The 16,675-nt window shown below is 71.0% G+C and carries 14 protein-coding genes and 1 pseudogene; 11 read left to right on the forward strand and 4 right to left on the reverse strand.

Features of this window, described 5'->3' with window-relative positions; all coding sequences use genetic code 11:
- Nucleotides 1-2 precede the first annotated feature (2 nt).
- The 11 genes from ACIBW9_RS10500 to ACIBW9_RS10550 are packed head-to-tail and all read left to right on the forward strand — an operon-like array spanning nt 3 to nt 11,592.
- Complete coding sequence (locus tag ACIBW9_RS10500; RefSeq protein WP_398953301.1) at nt 3-1,247, forward strand: glycosyltransferase; 1,245 nt, start codon at nt 3-5, stop codon at nt 1,245-1,247.
- Nucleotides 1,244-2,494: a methyltransferase domain-containing protein gene (locus ACIBW9_RS10505; protein WP_398953303.1), complete on the forward strand. Its 1,251-nt coding sequence runs from the start codon at nt 1,244-1,246 to the stop codon at nt 2,492-2,494. Before ACIBW9_RS10500 ends, ACIBW9_RS10505 begins: the two co-directional genes overlap by 4 nt.
- Nucleotides 2,491-3,285, forward strand: a complete 795-nt coding sequence (locus ACIBW9_RS10510) for a glucose-1-phosphate cytidylyltransferase (RefSeq protein WP_389073667.1) — start codon at nt 2,491-2,493, stop codon at nt 3,283-3,285. The genes ACIBW9_RS10505 and ACIBW9_RS10510 overlap by 4 nt, the downstream gene beginning before the upstream one ends.
- A complete protein-coding gene (locus tag ACIBW9_RS10515; protein WP_398953306.1) occupies nt 3,282-3,929 on the forward strand; it encodes a PIG-L deacetylase family protein in 648 nt (215 codons plus the stop codon). The genes ACIBW9_RS10510 and ACIBW9_RS10515 overlap by 4 nt, the downstream gene beginning before the upstream one ends.
- 3 nt (nt 3,930-3,932) lie before the next feature.
- Nucleotides 3,933-4,958 (forward strand): NAD-dependent epimerase/dehydratase family protein, encoded by a 1,026-nt coding sequence (locus ACIBW9_RS10520; RefSeq protein WP_398953308.1) that lies wholly within the window; start codon nt 3,933-3,935, stop codon nt 4,956-4,958.
- On the forward strand, nt 4,955-6,229 hold the full coding sequence (locus ACIBW9_RS10525) for a DUF4910 domain-containing protein (protein WP_398953310.1): 1,275 nt from the start codon (nt 4,955-4,957) through the stop codon (nt 6,227-6,229). The genes ACIBW9_RS10520 and ACIBW9_RS10525 overlap by 4 nt, the downstream gene beginning before the upstream one ends.
- On the forward strand, nt 6,226-7,533 hold the full coding sequence (locus ACIBW9_RS10530; protein ID WP_398953312.1) for a hypothetical protein: 1,308 nt from the start codon (nt 6,226-6,228) through the stop codon (nt 7,531-7,533). Before ACIBW9_RS10525 ends, ACIBW9_RS10530 begins: the two co-directional genes overlap by 4 nt.
- Nucleotides 7,530-8,477: a glycosyltransferase family 2 protein gene (locus ACIBW9_RS10535; protein ID WP_398953314.1), complete on the forward strand. Its 948-nt coding sequence runs from the start codon at nt 7,530-7,532 to the stop codon at nt 8,475-8,477. The genes ACIBW9_RS10530 and ACIBW9_RS10535 overlap by 4 nt, the downstream gene beginning before the upstream one ends.
- Entirely contained in the window at nt 8,474-9,694 is a 1,221-nt protein-coding gene (locus ACIBW9_RS10540; RefSeq protein ID WP_398953316.1) for a polysaccharide pyruvyl transferase family protein, read from the forward strand. Before ACIBW9_RS10535 ends, ACIBW9_RS10540 begins: the two co-directional genes overlap by 4 nt.
- The gene (rfbC, locus tag ACIBW9_RS10545) at nt 9,691-10,242 is read left to right on the forward strand and encodes a dTDP-4-dehydrorhamnose 3,5-epimerase (RefSeq protein WP_398953317.1); all 552 of its coding nucleotides are present in this window, start codon (nt 9,691-9,693) and stop codon (nt 10,240-10,242) included. The genes ACIBW9_RS10540 and rfbC overlap by 4 nt, the downstream gene beginning before the upstream one ends.
- Before the next feature lie 6 nt (nt 10,243-10,248).
- Entirely contained in the window at nt 10,249-11,592 is a 1,344-nt protein-coding gene (locus ACIBW9_RS10550; protein ID WP_398953319.1) for a glutamate-1-semialdehyde 2,1-aminomutase, read from the forward strand.
- 2 nt (nt 11,593-11,594) lie between these two features.
- On the opposite strand, the gene ACIBW9_RS10555 is transcribed toward ACIBW9_RS10550, so the two are convergent.
- From ACIBW9_RS10555 to ACIBW9_RS10570, 4 genes and pseudogenes are all read right to left on the reverse strand, one after another.
- Complete coding sequence (locus ACIBW9_RS10555) at nt 11,595-12,281, reverse strand: phosphatase PAP2 family protein (RefSeq protein WP_398953321.1); 687 nt, start codon at nt 12,279-12,281, stop codon at nt 11,595-11,597.
- 142 nt (nt 12,282-12,423) lie between these two features.
- A pseudogene (locus ACIBW9_RS10560) lies at nt 12,424-12,615 on the reverse strand (hypothetical protein); the annotation flags it as partial.
- A 297-nt stretch (nt 12,616-12,912) separates the two neighbouring features.
- Nucleotides 12,913-14,184 carry an SGNH/GDSL hydrolase family protein gene (locus ACIBW9_RS10565; RefSeq protein ID WP_398953323.1) on the reverse strand — a complete coding sequence of 424 codons (1,272 nt, stop codon included), beginning with the start codon at nt 14,182-14,184 and terminating at the stop codon, nt 12,913-12,915.
- Nucleotides 14,185-14,236: 52 nt separating this feature from the next.
- Nucleotides 14,237-16,654 (reverse strand): glycosyl hydrolase family 95 catalytic domain-containing protein, encoded by a 2,418-nt coding sequence (locus ACIBW9_RS10570; RefSeq protein WP_398953325.1) that lies wholly within the window; start codon nt 16,652-16,654, stop codon nt 14,237-14,239.
- Nucleotides 16,655-16,675: the final 21 nt, after the last annotated feature.

Raw genomic sequence — 16,675 nt, forward strand, 5'->3', positions numbered from 1 at the left:
GCATGCACATCCTCGTGGTGCACAACCGCTACGCCTCGGCGCAGCCGAGCGGCGAGAACAAGGTCGTCGACCAGGAGGTGGAGCTGCTGCGCGCGGCCGGCCACCGGGTCGAGCTGTTCGAGCGGCGCAGCGACGACATCGGCGCCATGTCCCTCCTCGGCAAGGTCGCGGTGCCCCTGCGGGTGCCGTGGAACCCGGCCGTGCGCACGGAGCTGGCGGCCAAGCTGCGCAGCGAGCGGCCGGACGTGGTGCACGTCCACAACGTCTTCCCGCTTCTGTCGCCCGCGGTCCTCGCCGCCTGCGCCGACGCCGGGGTGCCCGCCGTGGCCACGCTGCACAACTACACCCAGGTCTGCCCGCCCGGCACCCTGCAGCGGGACGGCCGGCCGTGCACCGAGTGCGTCGGATCGGCGCTGCCGCTGCCCGCCGTCCGGCACGGCTGCTACCGGAATTCCCGCCTCGCCACCGTGCCGCTCGCGATCAGCCTGTCGGCCAACCGGCGGCGCTGGTGGTCCGGCGTGGAGCGGTTCCTCTGCATCTCCGCGGCGCAGCGCGACACCCTGGTGCGGGCCGGCATGCCGGCGGAACGGCTGGCGGTGAAGCACAACTTCGTACCCGACCCGGGCGCCACCCGGGAGGGCGAGGGCGAGCATCTGCTCTACCTCGGCCGGCTCGCGGAGGCCAAGGGCGTACGGCTGCTCATGGCCGCGTGGGACGACCTGGCAGCGAGCGGCGGGGTGGGCGTGCCGCTGGTGATCGCGGGCACCGGGCCGCTGGAGGCGGAGGTGACCGCTTGGGCGGCGGGCCGGGACGACGTGCGCTACGTCGGCCTGTACGACACGGCGGAGTGCCAGAAGGCGATCGCGCGATCCGTCGCCGTGGTGGCTCCCTCGACCTGGCTGGAGGCGTTCGGCCTGGTGGTCGTGGAGGCGATGGCGGCGGGGGTCCCGGTCGTCGCGGCCGGGCACGGCGCCTTCGTCGAACTCGTCGAGGACGGGCTGACCGGGCTGCTGCACCAGCCGGGGGAGTCCGCCTCGCTCGCGTCCTGCATCCGCCGGATCGCGGCCGAGCCGGACCAGAACCGGGAGATGGGCCGGGCGGCCCGGCTCCGTTACGAACAGGGTTTCAGCCCGGCGGTCGGTCTCGACCGTCTGGTTGATGAGTACCGCACCGCGATCGCGGGGCGGTCAGCACAGACTCGCGGCGGGGACACCCGCGCGAGCAGGGGGGATGGGAACAGCAGATGACACGATGCCGACTGTGCGGCTCGGAGGCGACGGCGAGCGTCGTCGACCTCGGGGCGACGCCACCTTGCGAGAGCTTTCTCGCCGCGGACCAACTCGACCAGCCGGAACCGGCGTACCCGCTGCACCTGCGGGTCTGCACCGACTGCTGGCTGGCGCAGATCCCGCCGCTGATCACGCCGGAGGAGACCTTCAAGGAGTACGCGTACTTCTCCTCGTACTCGACGTCCTGGGTGGAGCACGCCCGTACGTTCGTCGCCGACGCCGCGGAGCGCGTGGGTCTCGGAAGTGACGCCTTCGTGGTCGAGGTCGCCAGCAACGACGGGTACCTGCTGAAGCACGTGGTGGACCGCGGCATCCGCTGCCTGGGCATCGAACCGTCGGTGAACGTCGGCGCGGCGGCACGGGACAAGGGCGTGCCCACGCTCACGGAGTTCCTGAGCCCGGAGACCGGCGCGGCCGTCCGCGAGGAGCACGGCCCGGCGAACCTGGTCGTGGCCAACAACGTGTACGCCCACATCCCCGACGTGGTCGGCTTCACCCAGGGCCTGCGCGCCCTGGTCGCCGACGACGGCTGGGTCTCCATCGAGGTGCAGCACCTGCTGACCCTGATCGAGGAGAACCAGTACGACACGATCTACCACGAGCACTTCCAGTACTACACGGTCGCCTCCGCGATCCAGGCCCTGGCCAGCGGCGGACTCGCGCTCGTGGACGTCGAGCTGCTGCCCACGCACGGCGGCTCCATCCGGCTGTGGGCCCGTCCCGCCGAGGTCGCGGGCGAGCCGACCCAGCGGGTGACCGACGTACTGGCCCGGGAGAAGGCAGCCGGGCTGCAGGAGCTGTCCGGGTACACCGAGTTCTCGGCCCGGGTCGCCAAGGTGCGCCGGGACCTGCTGAAGTTCCTCATCGAGGCGGCCGAGCGCGGCGAGACCGTCGTCGGCTACGGCGCCCCCGGCAAGGGCAACACCCTGCTCAACCACTGCGGCATCCGGCCCGACCTGCTCGCGTACACGGTCGACCGCAACCCGTACAAGCACGGCCGGTTCACCCCGGGCACCCGCATCCCGATCCTCGCGCCCGAGCAGATCGCCGTCGACAAACCGGACTACGTCCTCGTCCTCCCGTGGAACCTGCGGGCCGAGCTGGTCGAGCAGCTGTCCTATGTGCACGAGTGGGGCGGCCGGCTGGTCTTCCCCATCCCGGAACTGAGCATCGTCGAGGCCGCGTCGGAAGAGGTCACAGCATGAAGGTCGTCCTGTTCTGCGGCGGTTACGGGATGCGGATGCGCAACGGAACCTCCGACGACGTGCCCAAGCCGATGGCGATGGTCGGCCCCAGGCCGCTGATCTGGCACGTCATGCGCTACTACGCGCACTACGGGCACAAGGAGTTCATCCTGTGCCTCGGCTACGGCGCCCACCACATCAAGGACTTCTTCCTCAACTACGAGGAGACGACGTCCAACGACTTCGTGCTGCGCAAGGGCCAGACCGAGCTGCTGTCCACCGACATAGCGGACTGGACCATCACGTTCGCGCAGACCGGCATCGAGTCGCCCATCGGGGAGCGGCTGCGCCGGGTGCGCCACCACCTGGACGGCGACGAGATGTTCCTCGCCAACTACGCCGACGTCCTCACCGACGCCCCGCTGCCGGACATGATCGACAACTTCGCACGGCGTGACGCCGGCGCGTCGATGATGGTGGTACCGCCCCAGTCCTCCTTCCACTGCGTGGACCTGGGCGAGGACGGCCTGGTGGGCGGCATCACCGCGGTCAGCGACATGCCGCTGTGGGAGAACGGCGGCTACTTCGTGCTCCGCCAGGAGGTCTTCGACCACATCCCGGAGAACGGCGACCTGGTCGCCGACGGCTGCGCCCAACTGGCCAAGCGGGGCCGTCTGGTGGCCCACCAGCACCGCGGCTTCTGGAAGCCCACCGACACCGTCAAGGAGCGGGCCGCGCTCGACGAGGCCTACGCCCGCGGCGACCGTCCGTGGGCCGTGTGGGAACACGACAACGCCGGGGTGCGCGCGTGATCCGCCTCGAGGCCGGGCGCCTGGAGCGGATCGTCGCGGTGGGCGCGCACTGCGACGACATCGCCATCGGCGCCGGCGGCACCCTGCTGACGCTGTGCCACGCGCGGCCGGGCCTGCGCGTCGACGCGCTGGTCCTCTCCGGCGGCGGCAGCGAGCGCGAGCAGGAGGAGCAGGCCGCGCTCGCCGCCTTCTGCCCGGGCGCCGACCTGCGGCTGACCGTGCACAAGCTGCCGGACGGCCGGCTGCCCGTGCACTGGGACGAGGCCAAGGCCGCGGTCGAGGAACTGCGCGCCCAGACCGACCCGGATCTGATACTGGCCCCGCGCACAGACGACGCCCACCAGGACCACCGCGGCCTGGCCCAGCTGATACCCACCGCGTTCCGCGACCACCTGGTCCTCGGCTACGAGATCGTCAAATGGGACGGCGACCTCGGCCGCATGGCCGCCTACCAGCCGCTGTCGACGGAGATCGCCGAAGAAAAGGTACGGCTGCTGCAGGAGCACTACGCCTCGCAGCGCCACCGGCCCTGGTACGACCGCGAAGCCTTCCTCGGTCTTGCCCGGATCCGCGGCATCGAATGCCACGAGCGATACGCCGAGGCGTTCGCCGTCACCAAACTCACGCTCAACCTGGGGGGTTGAACCATGCGCGTACTCCTGACCGGACACCAGGGCTACCTGGGCACCGTGATGGCCCCGGTCCTCGCGGCCGCCGGACACGAGGTCCTCGGCCTCGACTCCGGCCTGTTCGCCGACTCCGTCCTCGGCGAGACACCCGCCGACCCGCAGGGCCATCGGGTGGACCTGCGCGACGTCACGGCCGAACACGTGGCCGGCGTGGACGCAGTCATCCACCTGGCCGCGCTCTCCAACGACCCGCTGGGCTCGCTGGCGCCGGAACTCACCTACGACATCAACCACCACGCCTCCGTACGGCTGGCCCGGCTGGCCCGCGACGCCGGAGTGCGGCGGTTCCTGTACGCCTCGACCTGCTCCGTCTACGGCGCCGCAGGCGGCGACGACCTGGTGGGCGAGGACGCCCCGCTGCGCCCGGTCACGCCGTACGCGGAGTCCAAGGTGCGGGTGGAGGACGACCTGCACGCGCTGGCCGACGACGACTTCACCCCGGTGTACATGCGCAACGCCACCGCCTTCGGCTACTCGCCCCGGCTGCGCGCCGACATCGTGCTGAACAACCTGGTCGGCCACGCGCTGCTGTCCGGCGAGGTGCTGGTGCTCTCCGACGGCACCCCCTGGCGCCCGCTGGTGCACGCGGCCGACATCGCACGGGCCTTCACGGCCGCGCTGACCGCGCCGCGCGAGGCGGTCCACGACCGGCCGTTCAACATCGGCAGCGAGACCAACAACGTCACCGTCGCCGAGATCGCCGAGCAGGTCGCCGAGGCGGTGCCCGGCGCGAAGGTGCGGATCACCGGGGAGAACGGCGCCGATCCGCGCTCCTACCGGGTGGACTTCTCCCGGTTCCGCGCCGCGATCCCCGGCTTCGACATCGAGTGGTCGGTCAAGCGCGGCGCGCTCGAACTCGCCGACGCCTACCGGAAGTTCCGGCTGACCAAGGAGGACTTCGACCAGCGCTTCACCCGGCTGGCCGTGCTGCGCGCGGCGTCCGAGGCCGGCACCGTCGACGACACCCTGCGGTGGCGCCGATGACCCATCCCGGCGAAGAGATGCACGCCCTGGTGGAGCGGATGTACCCGCTGTGCCGGAGCATCACCGGCGACGGTGTCCGCGCCACCCTGGACATCGTCGGCGAGTACCTGTCGCTGCAGGTGCACGAGGTGCCGACCGGCACCCAGGTGCTCGACTGGACGGTGCCGCAGGAGTGGAACATCCGCGACGCGTACATCGCCGACAGCGCGGGCAACCGGATCGTCGACTTCGCCGCGTCCAGCCTGCACGTGCTCGGCTACAGCGTCCCGGTGTCGGCGACGATGCCGCTGTCCGAGCTGCGCGACCACCTGCACACCCTGCCGGAGCAGCCGTCGTGGGTGCCGTATCGCACGAGTTACTACAAGCCGGAGTGGGGGTTCTGCCTGGCCCAGGAGACCCTGGACGCGATGGCGGAGGGCGAGTACGAGGTCCGCATCGACTCCACGCTCGCCGACGGCCACCTCACCTACGCCGAGCACGTGGTCCCCGGGCAGGTCTCCGACGAGGTGATCGTCTCCTGCCACGTCTGCCACCCGGCACTGGCCAATGACAACATGGCCGGCGTCGCGGTGGCGACCTACCTCGCCCGGGAGCTGGCGCGGCGGACGCCGTACTACACCTACCGGTTCATCTTCGCGCCCGGCACCATCGGGGCGATCACCTGGCTGGCCCGCAACGCGGAGCGGGTCGAGCGGGTCAAGCACGGGCTCGTGCTGGCCTGCGCCGGCGACCGGGGACACCTGACGTACAAGCAGAGCAGGCGCGGCGATGCGGAGATCGACCGGGTGCTGCGGCACGTGCTGGCCGCCTCCGAACGCCCGCACCAGGTCAACGAGTTCACTCCGTACGGCTACGACGAGCGGCAGTACTGCTCGCCCGGGTTCAACCTCGGCGTGGGCTCGCTCACCAGGACCCCGTACGCGGGCTATCCCGAGTACCACACCTCGGCGGACAACCCGGACTTCGTCTCCCCGGAGGCGCTGGCCGACACCCTCGCCGTCTGCCGCGAGGCGTTCGCCGTCCTGGACCGCAACCGGCGCTACCTCAACCTCAGCCCCTACGGCGAACCGCAGTTGGGGCGCCGCGGGTTGTACGACGCGCTCGGCGGCCGCAGCGACACCAAGCAGGCCCAGATGGCCATGCTCTGGGTGCTCAACCTCTCCGACGGCGAGCACGATCTGCTGGACGTCGCCGAGCGGTCCGGGCTGCCCTTCGACACCGTCGCCGACGCGGCCGGTGCACTGCACGAGGCAGGACTGATCAAGACATGACGTCGATGCCCGTCGAGGGGGAGAACCCGCCGACAGCGGCGCCGCGGGCCGGATCCGCCAAGCGGGCCCTCCTCGGCCGGCTGTCCTGGGGACTGGCCGACCAGGCGGCCTCCAGCATCAGCAACTTCGCGGTGGGCATCTACGTGGCCCGCTCGCTCGGGGTGACCGCGTTCGGCGTGTTCAGCCTGGCCTGGGTCACCTACGGCGTGGTGCTCAACGTCTCGCGCGGCCTGTCCACCGACCCGCTCACCGTGCGCTTCAGCGGAGTGCCGGAGGCGTCCTGGCGACGGGCGGTGGCCCGCTCGACGGGTACCGCGCTCGGCGTCGGTGCCTCCATCGGCGCGCTCTCCCTGGTGGTCGGGCTGGCTCTCGGCGGCCGGCTGGGGGCCGCCTTCGCCTGCCTCGGCGTCATGCTGCCGGGACTGCTGCTCCAGGACGCCTGGCGGTTCGCGTTCTTCGCGGCGGGCAACGGCCAAAAGGCCTTCGTCAACGACGTCGTGTGGTGCGTGGCGCTCGTCCCGGCGATGGTGGCTGCCGCCCGTGCGGACACCGTGGGTGCCTTCGTGCTGGCCTGGGGCGCGTCCGCCGCGGTGGCCGCCGCGTACGGCTGCTACCAGTCCGGCATCCGGCCCCGGATGGGCAAGGCCCGCGGGTGGCTGCGCGAGCAACGCGACCTCGGCTACCGGTACCTGGTCGAGAACGTCAGCCTCAGTGGCGCCAGCCAACTGCGGGCCTACGGCCTCGGCGCGATCGTCGCGGTGAGCGCGGTGGGCGCCGTGCGGGGCGCCGAACTCCTCATGGGCCCGTTCCTCGCCGTCCTGATGGGCCTTTCGCTGGTCACCGTCCCGGAGGCGGCACGGGTGCTGCGGCAGTCCCCGCACCGCCTCGGCAAGTTCTGTCTCCTCCTCGGCGGCGGACAGGCCGTCGCCGCCCTGCTGTGGGGCGGCTCGTTGCTGCTGCTGCCGAACCGGCTCGGTGACCTCCTGCTCGGCAGCGTCTGGCACTCCTCCTCGCATCTCATCGCGCCGATCACCTTCAGCGTCGCGGGCGCGGGCCTCGGCACCGGCGCGGCCGCGGGGCTGCGCGCGCTCGGCGCCGCCCGGCGCAGCCTGCGCTGCCAGCTGTTCGCCTCCGCCTTCTACGTCGGCGGCGGGCTCGGCGGTGCCGCCCTGGCCGGCACGGTCGGCTCGGCCTGGGGTGTCGCCGCCGCGACCGTCGGCGGCTCGGCCGTGTGGTGGCTGCAGCTGCGGTCGGCCCTGCGTGAGCGCGACCACAACCCCGTTCCCGAAGTGAGGACCTCATGACCGACCGACCCAGGCTGAGCATCGGCCTGCCCGTCTACAACGGCGAGGAGTACCTCGCCGAGTCGCTCGACGCCCTGCTCGGGCAGACCTACGAGGACTTCGAGCTGGTCATCTCCGACAACGCCTCGACCGACGGAACCGAGGAGATCTGCCGCAAGTACGCCGCGCAGGACTCCCGCATCCGCTACCTCCGGCTGCCCCGGAACGTCGGCGCCACGCCGAACCACAACTACGTGTTCACCCAGTGCCGCGGCGAGCTGTTCAAGTGGGCCTCGCACGACGACCTCTACGCCCGCGACCTGCTGCGGCGCTGCATCGAGGCGCTGGACGAGCAGCCCGACGTCATCCTCGCCCACGCCGACCAGGCCGTCATCGACGGCGACGGCCAGGTCAAGGTCCCCTACGAGTACACGCTCGCCACCGACTCGCCGCACGCGCCGGAGCGGTTCCGCAGCCTGCTGTTCGAGCCGGGCGGCGACGACTTCTACGGGGTGATGCGGGCCGACATGCTGCGCCGGGTCAAGCCCCTCGACAGCTACCACCACGCCGACCGCACCTTCGTCGCCGAGATCACCCTGCACGGCCGCTTCCACCAGGTGCCGGAGCTGCTGTACTTCCGCCGCGACCACCCCAACCGCGCCGAGCGGGCGAACCCGTCCAAGCGCGCCCGCTGCGTCAACCTGGACCCGCGCCGGGCGGGCCCGCTGCACCCGACGCCCCGGCTGCTCGCCGAGTACATCTGGGGCTTCGCCGCGGCGATCCGGCGGGCGCCGCTGTCCCCGGCCGACCGGCGCGAGTGCTACCGGCACATGGGCGCCTGGATGACCAGCCGGGTCCGGCCCGGCGCCGGCGAGCGCGTCGAGGACCGCGCACCGGTCGACCCGTCCGCGCTCGACGTCTCCGTCGACTCCCTCGTCGCGGGCCGCGAGGGGCGGCGGGCATGAACGCGGCACCACGGGTGGGCCTGTTCGGACTCCTCGGCTCCGGCAACCTCGGCAACGACGGCTCGCTGGAGGCCGTACTGGGATATCTGCGCACCGAGCACCCGGACGCGGTCGTGGACGCCCTGTGCGGCGGACCCGAGGCCGTGACCACCCGGTTCGGGATCCCCGCCACACGGCTGCACTGGAACCGCGCGGAGTACCGGACCGCGTCACGGGCGAGCGCGATCGTGTCGAAGGGCCTGGGCAAACTCGTCGACGTCTTCCGCACCGCCGCCTGGGTGCGCCGGCACGACGTGGTGATCGTGCCGGGGATGGGCGTCCTGGAGGCCACGCTTCCGCTGCGGCCCTGGGGCTTCCCGTACTCGCTGTTCCTGCTCTGCGCGAGCGGCCGGCTGCTCGGCACCCGGGTCGCTCTGGTCAGCGTCGGCGCCAACGAGATCCGCAACCGTCCCACCCGGGCCCTGGTGCGCTGGTCGGCGCGGCTGGCCGCGTACCGCTCCTACCGGGACGCCCAGTCCCGCGACGCGATGCGGGCGATGGGCGTGGACACCGCACGCGACGAGGTCTACCCCGACCTCGCGTTCGCCCTGCCGGCGCCGCAGACGAGCGCGCCCCCGGGCTCGCCGGGCACGGTCTGCCTCGGTGTCATGGACTTCCACGGCGGAAACGACGACCGTGCCCGGGCCGACGAGATCCACCGCCGCTACCTCGACGGGACGATCCGGTTCGTCCGCACGCTGGTCGAGGAGGGCAGGCCCATCCGGCTGCTCACCGGCGACCAGTGCGATGTGGCCGTGGTCGAGGCGATCCTGAACGCGGTCGACTCGCCGCTGGTCACCGCCGCGGAACCGGCGTCACTGGCCGACCTGATGAAGGAGATGGCGGCGGCCGACACCGTGGTCGCGGTCCGCTACCACAACCTGATCTGCGCGCTGAAGACCGGCACCCCGGTGCTCGCCCTCAGCTATGCGGCCAAGAGCGACGCGCTCATGGACCGGATGGGCCTGGGCGCCTTCTGCCACCCCGCGCGCGAGGTCGACGCCGACCGGCTGCTCGAACAGTTCCGGACGCTGGAGAAGCGCTCGGCGGAGCTGCGGCAGGTCCTCACCGAGCGGAACCAGGCCGTGGCCGAGCAACTCGCCGACCAGTTCACGGCCTTGAATGCGGCCCTGTTCCCGGCGGCCGACCAGTCCCACACCTTTCGGAAGGCTCCATGAAAGCGACCCAAGTCCCGGAGATCGCCGGCGCGTACCTGTTCGAGCCGACGCCGTACGCCGACGAACGCGGCTTCTTCTGCCGTACCTTCGACGCCGACGTGGTCCGCTCGGTGGGCCTCGACCCGAACGCCTTCGTCCAGGACAGCGTCTCCCGCTCGGTCCGGGGCGTGCTGCGCGGCCTGCACCTGCGCTCCGGGGCCGGCGAGGCCAAGCTGGTGCGCTGCTCGTACGGGAAGATCTTCGACGTCGTCGTGGACCTGCGCCCGGACTCACCGACGTACCGCAACTGGGCCTCTTTCGAGCTGTCCGGTGAGATGCAGCAGACCCTGTACATCCCGGCGGGATGTGCCCACGGCTTCCAGGCTCTTACCGAAATCGCAGACACCTCTTACCGTATCGACCGTCAGCACGATCCGTCCGAGGACGTGACGATCGCCTTCGACGACCCGGAACTCGCCATTCCCTGGCCGCTGCAGGTCACGTCGATGTCCCAGCGGGACCGCGAGGCGCCGAGCCTCGCCGAGGTCCTGAAGCACAAGGAAGGGTGAAGTCGGTTGACCACCGAACACACCGAAGCGACCGCGGAGTTCGACCTGCCCCGGTCACGGGCGGCGAACGAGCGCCTGCACACCATGATCCCCGGAGGCGCGCACACCTACGCCAAGGGCGACGACCAGTACCCGGAGAACCTGGCCCCCGTCATCAGCCACGGCCGCGGCGCCCATGTCTGGGACGTCGACGGCAACCGCTACATCGAGTACGGTTCCGGCCTGCGCTCGGTCAGCCTCGGCCACGCCCATCCACGCGTGAGCGAGGCGGTGCGGCGGGAGATCGACCGCGGCAGCAACTTCGTCCGGCCGTCCATGGTGGAGGTCGAGGCCGCGGAACGCTTCCTGGCCACGGTGCCGACCGCCGAGATGGTGAAGTTCGCGAAGAACGGCTCCGACGCCACCACCGCCGCGGTGCGCCTCGCCCGCGCCGCCACCGGCCGCCAGCGGGTGGCCCTCTGCGCCGACCATCCGTTCTTCTCCACCGACGACTGGTTCATCGGCACCACGCCGATGTCCGCCGGCATCCCGGAGACGACGAACGAACTCACCGTGTCCTTCCCCTACGGGGACCTGGCCGCCACGGAGGAGCTGCTCACCCGCTACCAGGACGAGATCGCCTGCCTCATCCTCGAACCCGCCACCCAGACCGAGCCGCCGCCCGGATATCTCGCCGGGCTGCGCGAACTGGCCCACCGGCACGGCTGTGTGCTGATCTTCGACGAGATGATCACCGGCTTCCGCTGGTCCGAGGCGGGTGCCCAGGGCCTGTACGGCGTGGTCCCCGACCTCTCCACCTTCGGCAAGGCACTGGGCAACGGGTTCGCCGTCTCCGCGCTGGCCGGGCGCCGCGAGCTGATGGAGCGCGGCGGGCTGCGCCACTCCGGCGAGCGGGTGTTCCTGCTGTCCACCACGCACGGCGCGGAAACGCACTCGCTGGCCGCCGCGATGGCCGTGCAGAGCATCTACGCCGAAGAGGGGGTCACCGCACGGCTGCACACGCTCGGCGAGCGGCTGGCCGCCGGGGTCCGCGAGGCCGCGGCCGCCATGGGCGTCGGCGAGCACATCCTCGTCCGGGGCCGGGCCAGCAACCTGGTCTTCGCCACCCTCGACGAGAACGGGCAGCCGTCGCAGGAGTACCGCACCCTGTTCCTGCGCCGGCTCCTGGAGGGCGGGGTGCTCGCCCCGTCGTTCGTGGTGAGCAGCGCGCTCAGCGACGACGACATCGACCACACCGTCGATGTGGTGGCCCAGGCCTGTGCCGTGTACCGGAAGGCACTGGACGCCGGTGACCCCACCCCCTGGCTGGCCGGACGACCGGTGAAACCGGTGTTCCGCCGCCTGGCCTGACGTCAGCGACGCTCCAGCCGACCGGCGTCGGCCGTGCGAACGGCCCGCTGGTCGGCCGCACGGTCGACCAGCCAGGCCGTCGCCGGTACCACCGCGAGTGCGGTGCACCAGCCGCCCAGCGCGTCGGTCGGGTAGTGCGCACCCAGGGCCACCTCCGCCCACCCCATCGCGGCGCCGGCCGCCAGCGCCGCGGCGAGGACGAGTGACATGCCGGCGGCTCTGCCGAGGCCGAGCCGGCCGGTCGCGGGCAGCGCCGCCGTGAGGGCGAGCGCGGTGAAGAAGGCGGTGTGCCCGCTCGGGTAGGACAGATTGTCGGCGCCGTGGATGGTGCGTCCCACCACATGCTTGAGCAGCGTCGCCGTCCCCACGGTCAGGCCGACCCCGGCCACGACGAGCACCGCGACGCGAGGAAGCCGAAGCAGCACACACCCCACCACCGCGGCCACGATCACCATCACCGATCCGGCGGGCTCACCCAGGAAGTCGAGGGTCAGAGCGACATACCGCCACGGCGGCCGCACACTGTCCGCCGTCGGCGCGATGAACCACCGGTCCACCCTGCCGGGTTCGCCGTGACCGGCGTACAGGATCCCGATCGCGCCGACCACCAGGGCGGCGAGAACCGCGACCAGCCCGAGCCAGGGCCGCAACGACGAGGGCAGCACGGTGGGCGCCGGCCGGCCGGTCACCCGCACACCGCTTCCGGTCGGTCTGCGCCGATTTCCGGGCCCGCTCCTGCCAGGCGATCCAACGCGAGCCCCCCGTCGTGTCCGTCCCCCTTCAGCGATCATAACGGCCGCGTGGACACCCGTTCTGGGCCCTTTACAACTCCTAGGAATAGTTGGTCAGGTTGGCCAGGTTGGTGCCGGAGTCGGACGGGCCGCCCGTGTTGTTGATCACGTGGCTGATGGTGCCCGTGTCGCCGAGGGAGACGGTCACCATGCTGGTGAAGCGGACGCCCGCATTGTTCGGCGCCTCGATGGCGTGCGCGGCCACGACACCAGGATTCACATTGAAGTGGCAGTCGGCCGCCTCGGCGTCCAGGCAGCGGCCGCTCGCGGCGTTCATGACGGTCGCGAAGCCGGTGGGCAGGGCGGTGGCAGCGGCGTGTGCGGGGGTGCCGGTGAGCAGGCCGGCGGACAGGGTGAGAGCGGTGACCGCCAAGGCGGCGGACAAGGGGAGCGGTCTGGGGCTGGGCATGGCGGGGTGCCCTTTTCGTGGGGGTGGGGGGTGAGGTCGCTCGGTGAAACTAAAGGGATGGACCATTTTCGTCAAGGTGTGAAGTAAGGGTTGACGAAAGGGGTTTGCCGGGTCGGGTACTCAGCTGCGCAGGAGCCGCAGATCGATCGCGTCCGCCATGGCCTTCATACCCGCGTCGTTGGGGTGGATGTGGTCGCCGGAGTCGTACGACGGGTTGAGGGCGGCCGGGTTGAGGGGGTCGCGCATGGTCCGGTCGAAGTCGATGACGCCGTCGAAGGCGCCGCCGGTGCGGATCCACCGGTTGACGCTCTGGCGGATCGCCTCGGCGGCGGGACTGTAGTAGCCGTTGCCCTCGTCGGGCATCAGGGTCGCGCCGATGAGGTGGACGTGGGCGGCGTGGGCCTGGTCGATCAGGGTGCGGTAGCCGTTGATGAGGTCCTGGGCGGTGAGCGGCCGGCCGTCAGGGCCGGCGTTGTTGCCGATGTCGTTGATGCCTTCGAAGAGGATGACGTCTTTGACGCCCGGTTGTCCGAGGGCGTCGTGACCGAAGCGCTTGAGGGCGCTGACCCCCTGCCACAGGTTCGGGACGTCGGTGAGCACGCGGTTGCCGCCGATGCCGGCGTCGACGACGCTCAGTCTCTGCGGGCCCGGTCCGGCGCCGAGGCGGCGTGCGAGGAAGTCGGGCCACCGGGTGTAGGTGCCGGTCGAGGAGTGGTAGCCGTCCGTGATGGAGTCACCGAAGGCAACGAGGGTCCCCTTCGCGGTCGATGACAGAACGTCAAGGCCCGCCAGGTAGTACCACGAGGCCGTGGTCGTGCCGAACGCGGCGGCGGTGTCGTCACCCGTGTGGTTCCCGGAGGCGATGTAGGTGGTGTCGAAGGCGTCGGAGTGCCAGGTCGACATGCCGGTCGCACCGGGGACGTAGAGGCTGACGAGCAGGTTCTCGCCCGCGCGGACCGGGATCGGGACGACGTCACTGACCGTCTCCGCGCCCGCCGGGATCGTGAGGTGGCGGGAGCCGGCGAAGGTGACGTTGCGGATGGTCCCGCGTGTCCCCTCGCCGCCGTCGGCCTGAACGGCCACGTCCACCTCGCCGACATCGAGCGGAGCGCTGCCGTACCGGTTGGACAGCGTGATGCGAGCGCCCGAGCCCGCGATGCTGCTGTGCACCACCATCCGGATGGTCTGGTTGTCGAAGGACGGGCCGCCGGTCGTCATGCTGGGCGACCAGGCGCTGACCCTGGTGGCCTTGCCCTGCGAGTCAGAGGTGGCCGCGCCGGCCACGGTGGCGGTGCTCAACGGAACGACCGTGAGCGCCATGCCGGTCAGTGCGGCGCACACGGACAGCAGCGGTCGGCGAAACGCCGCCGGTCTTCCCTTTGCAGAAGACATCGTCGTTCTCTCCGCTCATGTCGTCGTGTCGGGGGATCAGGGCCGACCGGACTCAGCCGAAGTTGCTCAGCGTGACGGACGCCCCGGGCTTGAGGCTGATCTTCCGGGAGGCGCTGCCCGCGAAGACGGTCGTGTCGCGGCCGCCGACGCTCCTCAGGGTCAGCTGCGTGACCTTGCCGCCCCGCCACTTGAGGTCGGCGACGAAGCCGCCGCGGACACCGACGCCGGACACCGAGCCGGATGCCGCCCATGCGGCGGGCAGGGCGGGCAGCAACTCGACGTGGCCCGGCCGCGAATACACCAGCATCTCGATCATCGCGGAGGGGGTGCCGAAGTTCGCGTCGATCTGGAAGATGCCGCGGCCCCCTCCCATGTCCATGATGTCGAACAGGTTGGACGCGCTGCCGTTGCTGCCGTTCACCGACGGCTTCAGGTTGTTGACGACCAGCTGGTAGGCCTTCTCCGCGTTCTTCAGGCGGGCCCAGCACAGGCTGCGCCAGGCGTTGGACCAGCCGTAGCTGTTCATACCGCGGGCCGTCAGCAGGGCCTTCGCGCCGGCGAGGATGTCCTTGGGTGTGGAGTCGTCCGGGCGGATCCGGTCGCCGGGGAAGAGACCGAACAGCGGGGAGAGATGACGGTGCGTGGTCTCGCCGAGGTTGCCGGGCGACATCCACTCCTCCAGCCAGCCGGTCGTGGGGCTGACCACGGGCAGGTAGAGGCGCTCACGCAGGCCGTCGACGGTCGTGCCGTAGGAGAGGTCCTTGCCGAGTACGCGGGTGGCGGTCCGGTAGTTGCCGAAGAGGTTCCACACCGCTTCCTGGGCGTAGGTGATGCCCTTGGCGTCCTGCGGGCCCTGCTCGGGTGACCAGTCGCTGTCGTCGACGAGGACCTCGCGCGAGGTTCCTGAGGCGTCGGTGACGGTGGTCGTGATGAGGCGGGCCTCCCAGAACTCCACGGCGCCCTTGAGGAGGGGGTAGATCCTTTCGAGGTAGGCGCGGTCCTGGGTGAACTCGTAGTGCTCGAACAGGTTCTGGCAGAGCCAGGCATTGCCCGCGGGGTGCCACCACCAACCGCTGCCGCCGTACGGGTTGGTGGAGAAGGCCACGGTCCAACCTGCGACTTTCCCACTGGAGTTCCGGAACCTGTTGGTCGAGGTGTTGAACAGCCGCTGCGTGACGTCCGTCCACGAGGGCAGCTGTGCGAGGCAGTAGTCGGCGAAGGCGTCGAAGCAGTCCGACAGGCCTGTCCGGTCGGCCATCCAGTAGTTCATCTGGACGTTGACGTCGGTGTGGTAGTCGCCCATCCAGTCGGGGTCGTTGCCATCCAGCCAAGGGCCTTGCAGGCCCATCGGCAGGCTGCCCCGCGATCCGGAGATCATCAGGTAGCGGCCGAACTGCAGGTAGGCCGCCTCGAGTTCGGGGTCGGGGACGTCGTCCCGGTAGCGCGCCTGCACCCGCTGCCAGGTGTCCAGACTGCGCTGGGCGGCGGTCGATGTACCGAGATTGATGTCCTGCTGCTCGAACACCGGGCGGAAGTCGGCGACATGGGTGTGCAGCAGAGTGCTCGCGGAGTGTCCTGCGGCGGCCAGGACCTTGGTTCGCGCCAGGCGTTCCGGGTCCATGGACGGGTCGCGGAACCCGGTGGCCGCGTCAGGGGCGTAGTTGGTGCCCCCGCTGACCACGACGGTCAGGTCCTTGCAGTTGCGGAACGAGATCGACCTACCGTCTACCGCGACCGAGCCGGCGCTGCTGTGGGCCGTGACGGCGGCGCCGTACTTCAAGCCGTTGGCGAAGGACGCCCCGAACGAGGCACAGCGCCCGGTGCGGTTCGCCGTGGTGGTCTCACCGTGAGTGCCGGTGAGGGAGACGGTGCCGGTGTAACTGCTGCCGCCCTGCTGGGAGAAGTACAGGACGATGACGTCGTCGGGGCGACTGGCGAAGACCTGCCGACGGTAGGTGACGCCGGACAGGTCGTACGAGGCGCTGACGAAGCCCTGGGCCAGGTCGAGGGTACGACGGTAGTTGTCGACCGATCCCAGGTCGTGCGCGGGGATGTCGACGGTGAGTTCGGCCAGCCGGGTCAGCGAGCCGAAGTCGTCACGGCCGTAAGGGAATTGGCCGTCGCTCTGCAGGGTGTCGTTGAGGCCGCCGGTCCACAGGGTGGCGTCGGTGATCGTCAGCAGTTCGGTGGCGGGATCGTTGCTCGTGAGCGCTCCGAGGCGCCCGTTCCCGACCGGCAGACCCTGCTGGATCATCGAGGTGGGGGAGCCCGGCGCCCGCCACCACAACTGGTTCCTCGCGGCGGCGGCCGCGGACAGCAAGGGGGAGGAAGCGGGCCGGTGGGGGGCCGCCGAGGCGGTGAAGGCGGGCAGACCGCCGAGGGCGGCGGCCGCGCCGGCCGTGGAGGCGAAGGCCAGAAAGCGTCTGCGGCTCTGGTGGTTGTCGGATGGCTCGGGGTGCTGAGTGTCCACGTTGTGCACTCCATGTCCGAG

Source organism: Streptomyces sp. NPDC049541, from assembly GCF_044465725.1.
Taxonomy (GTDB): Bacteria; Actinomycetota; Actinomycetes; order Streptomycetales; family Streptomycetaceae; genus Streptomyces.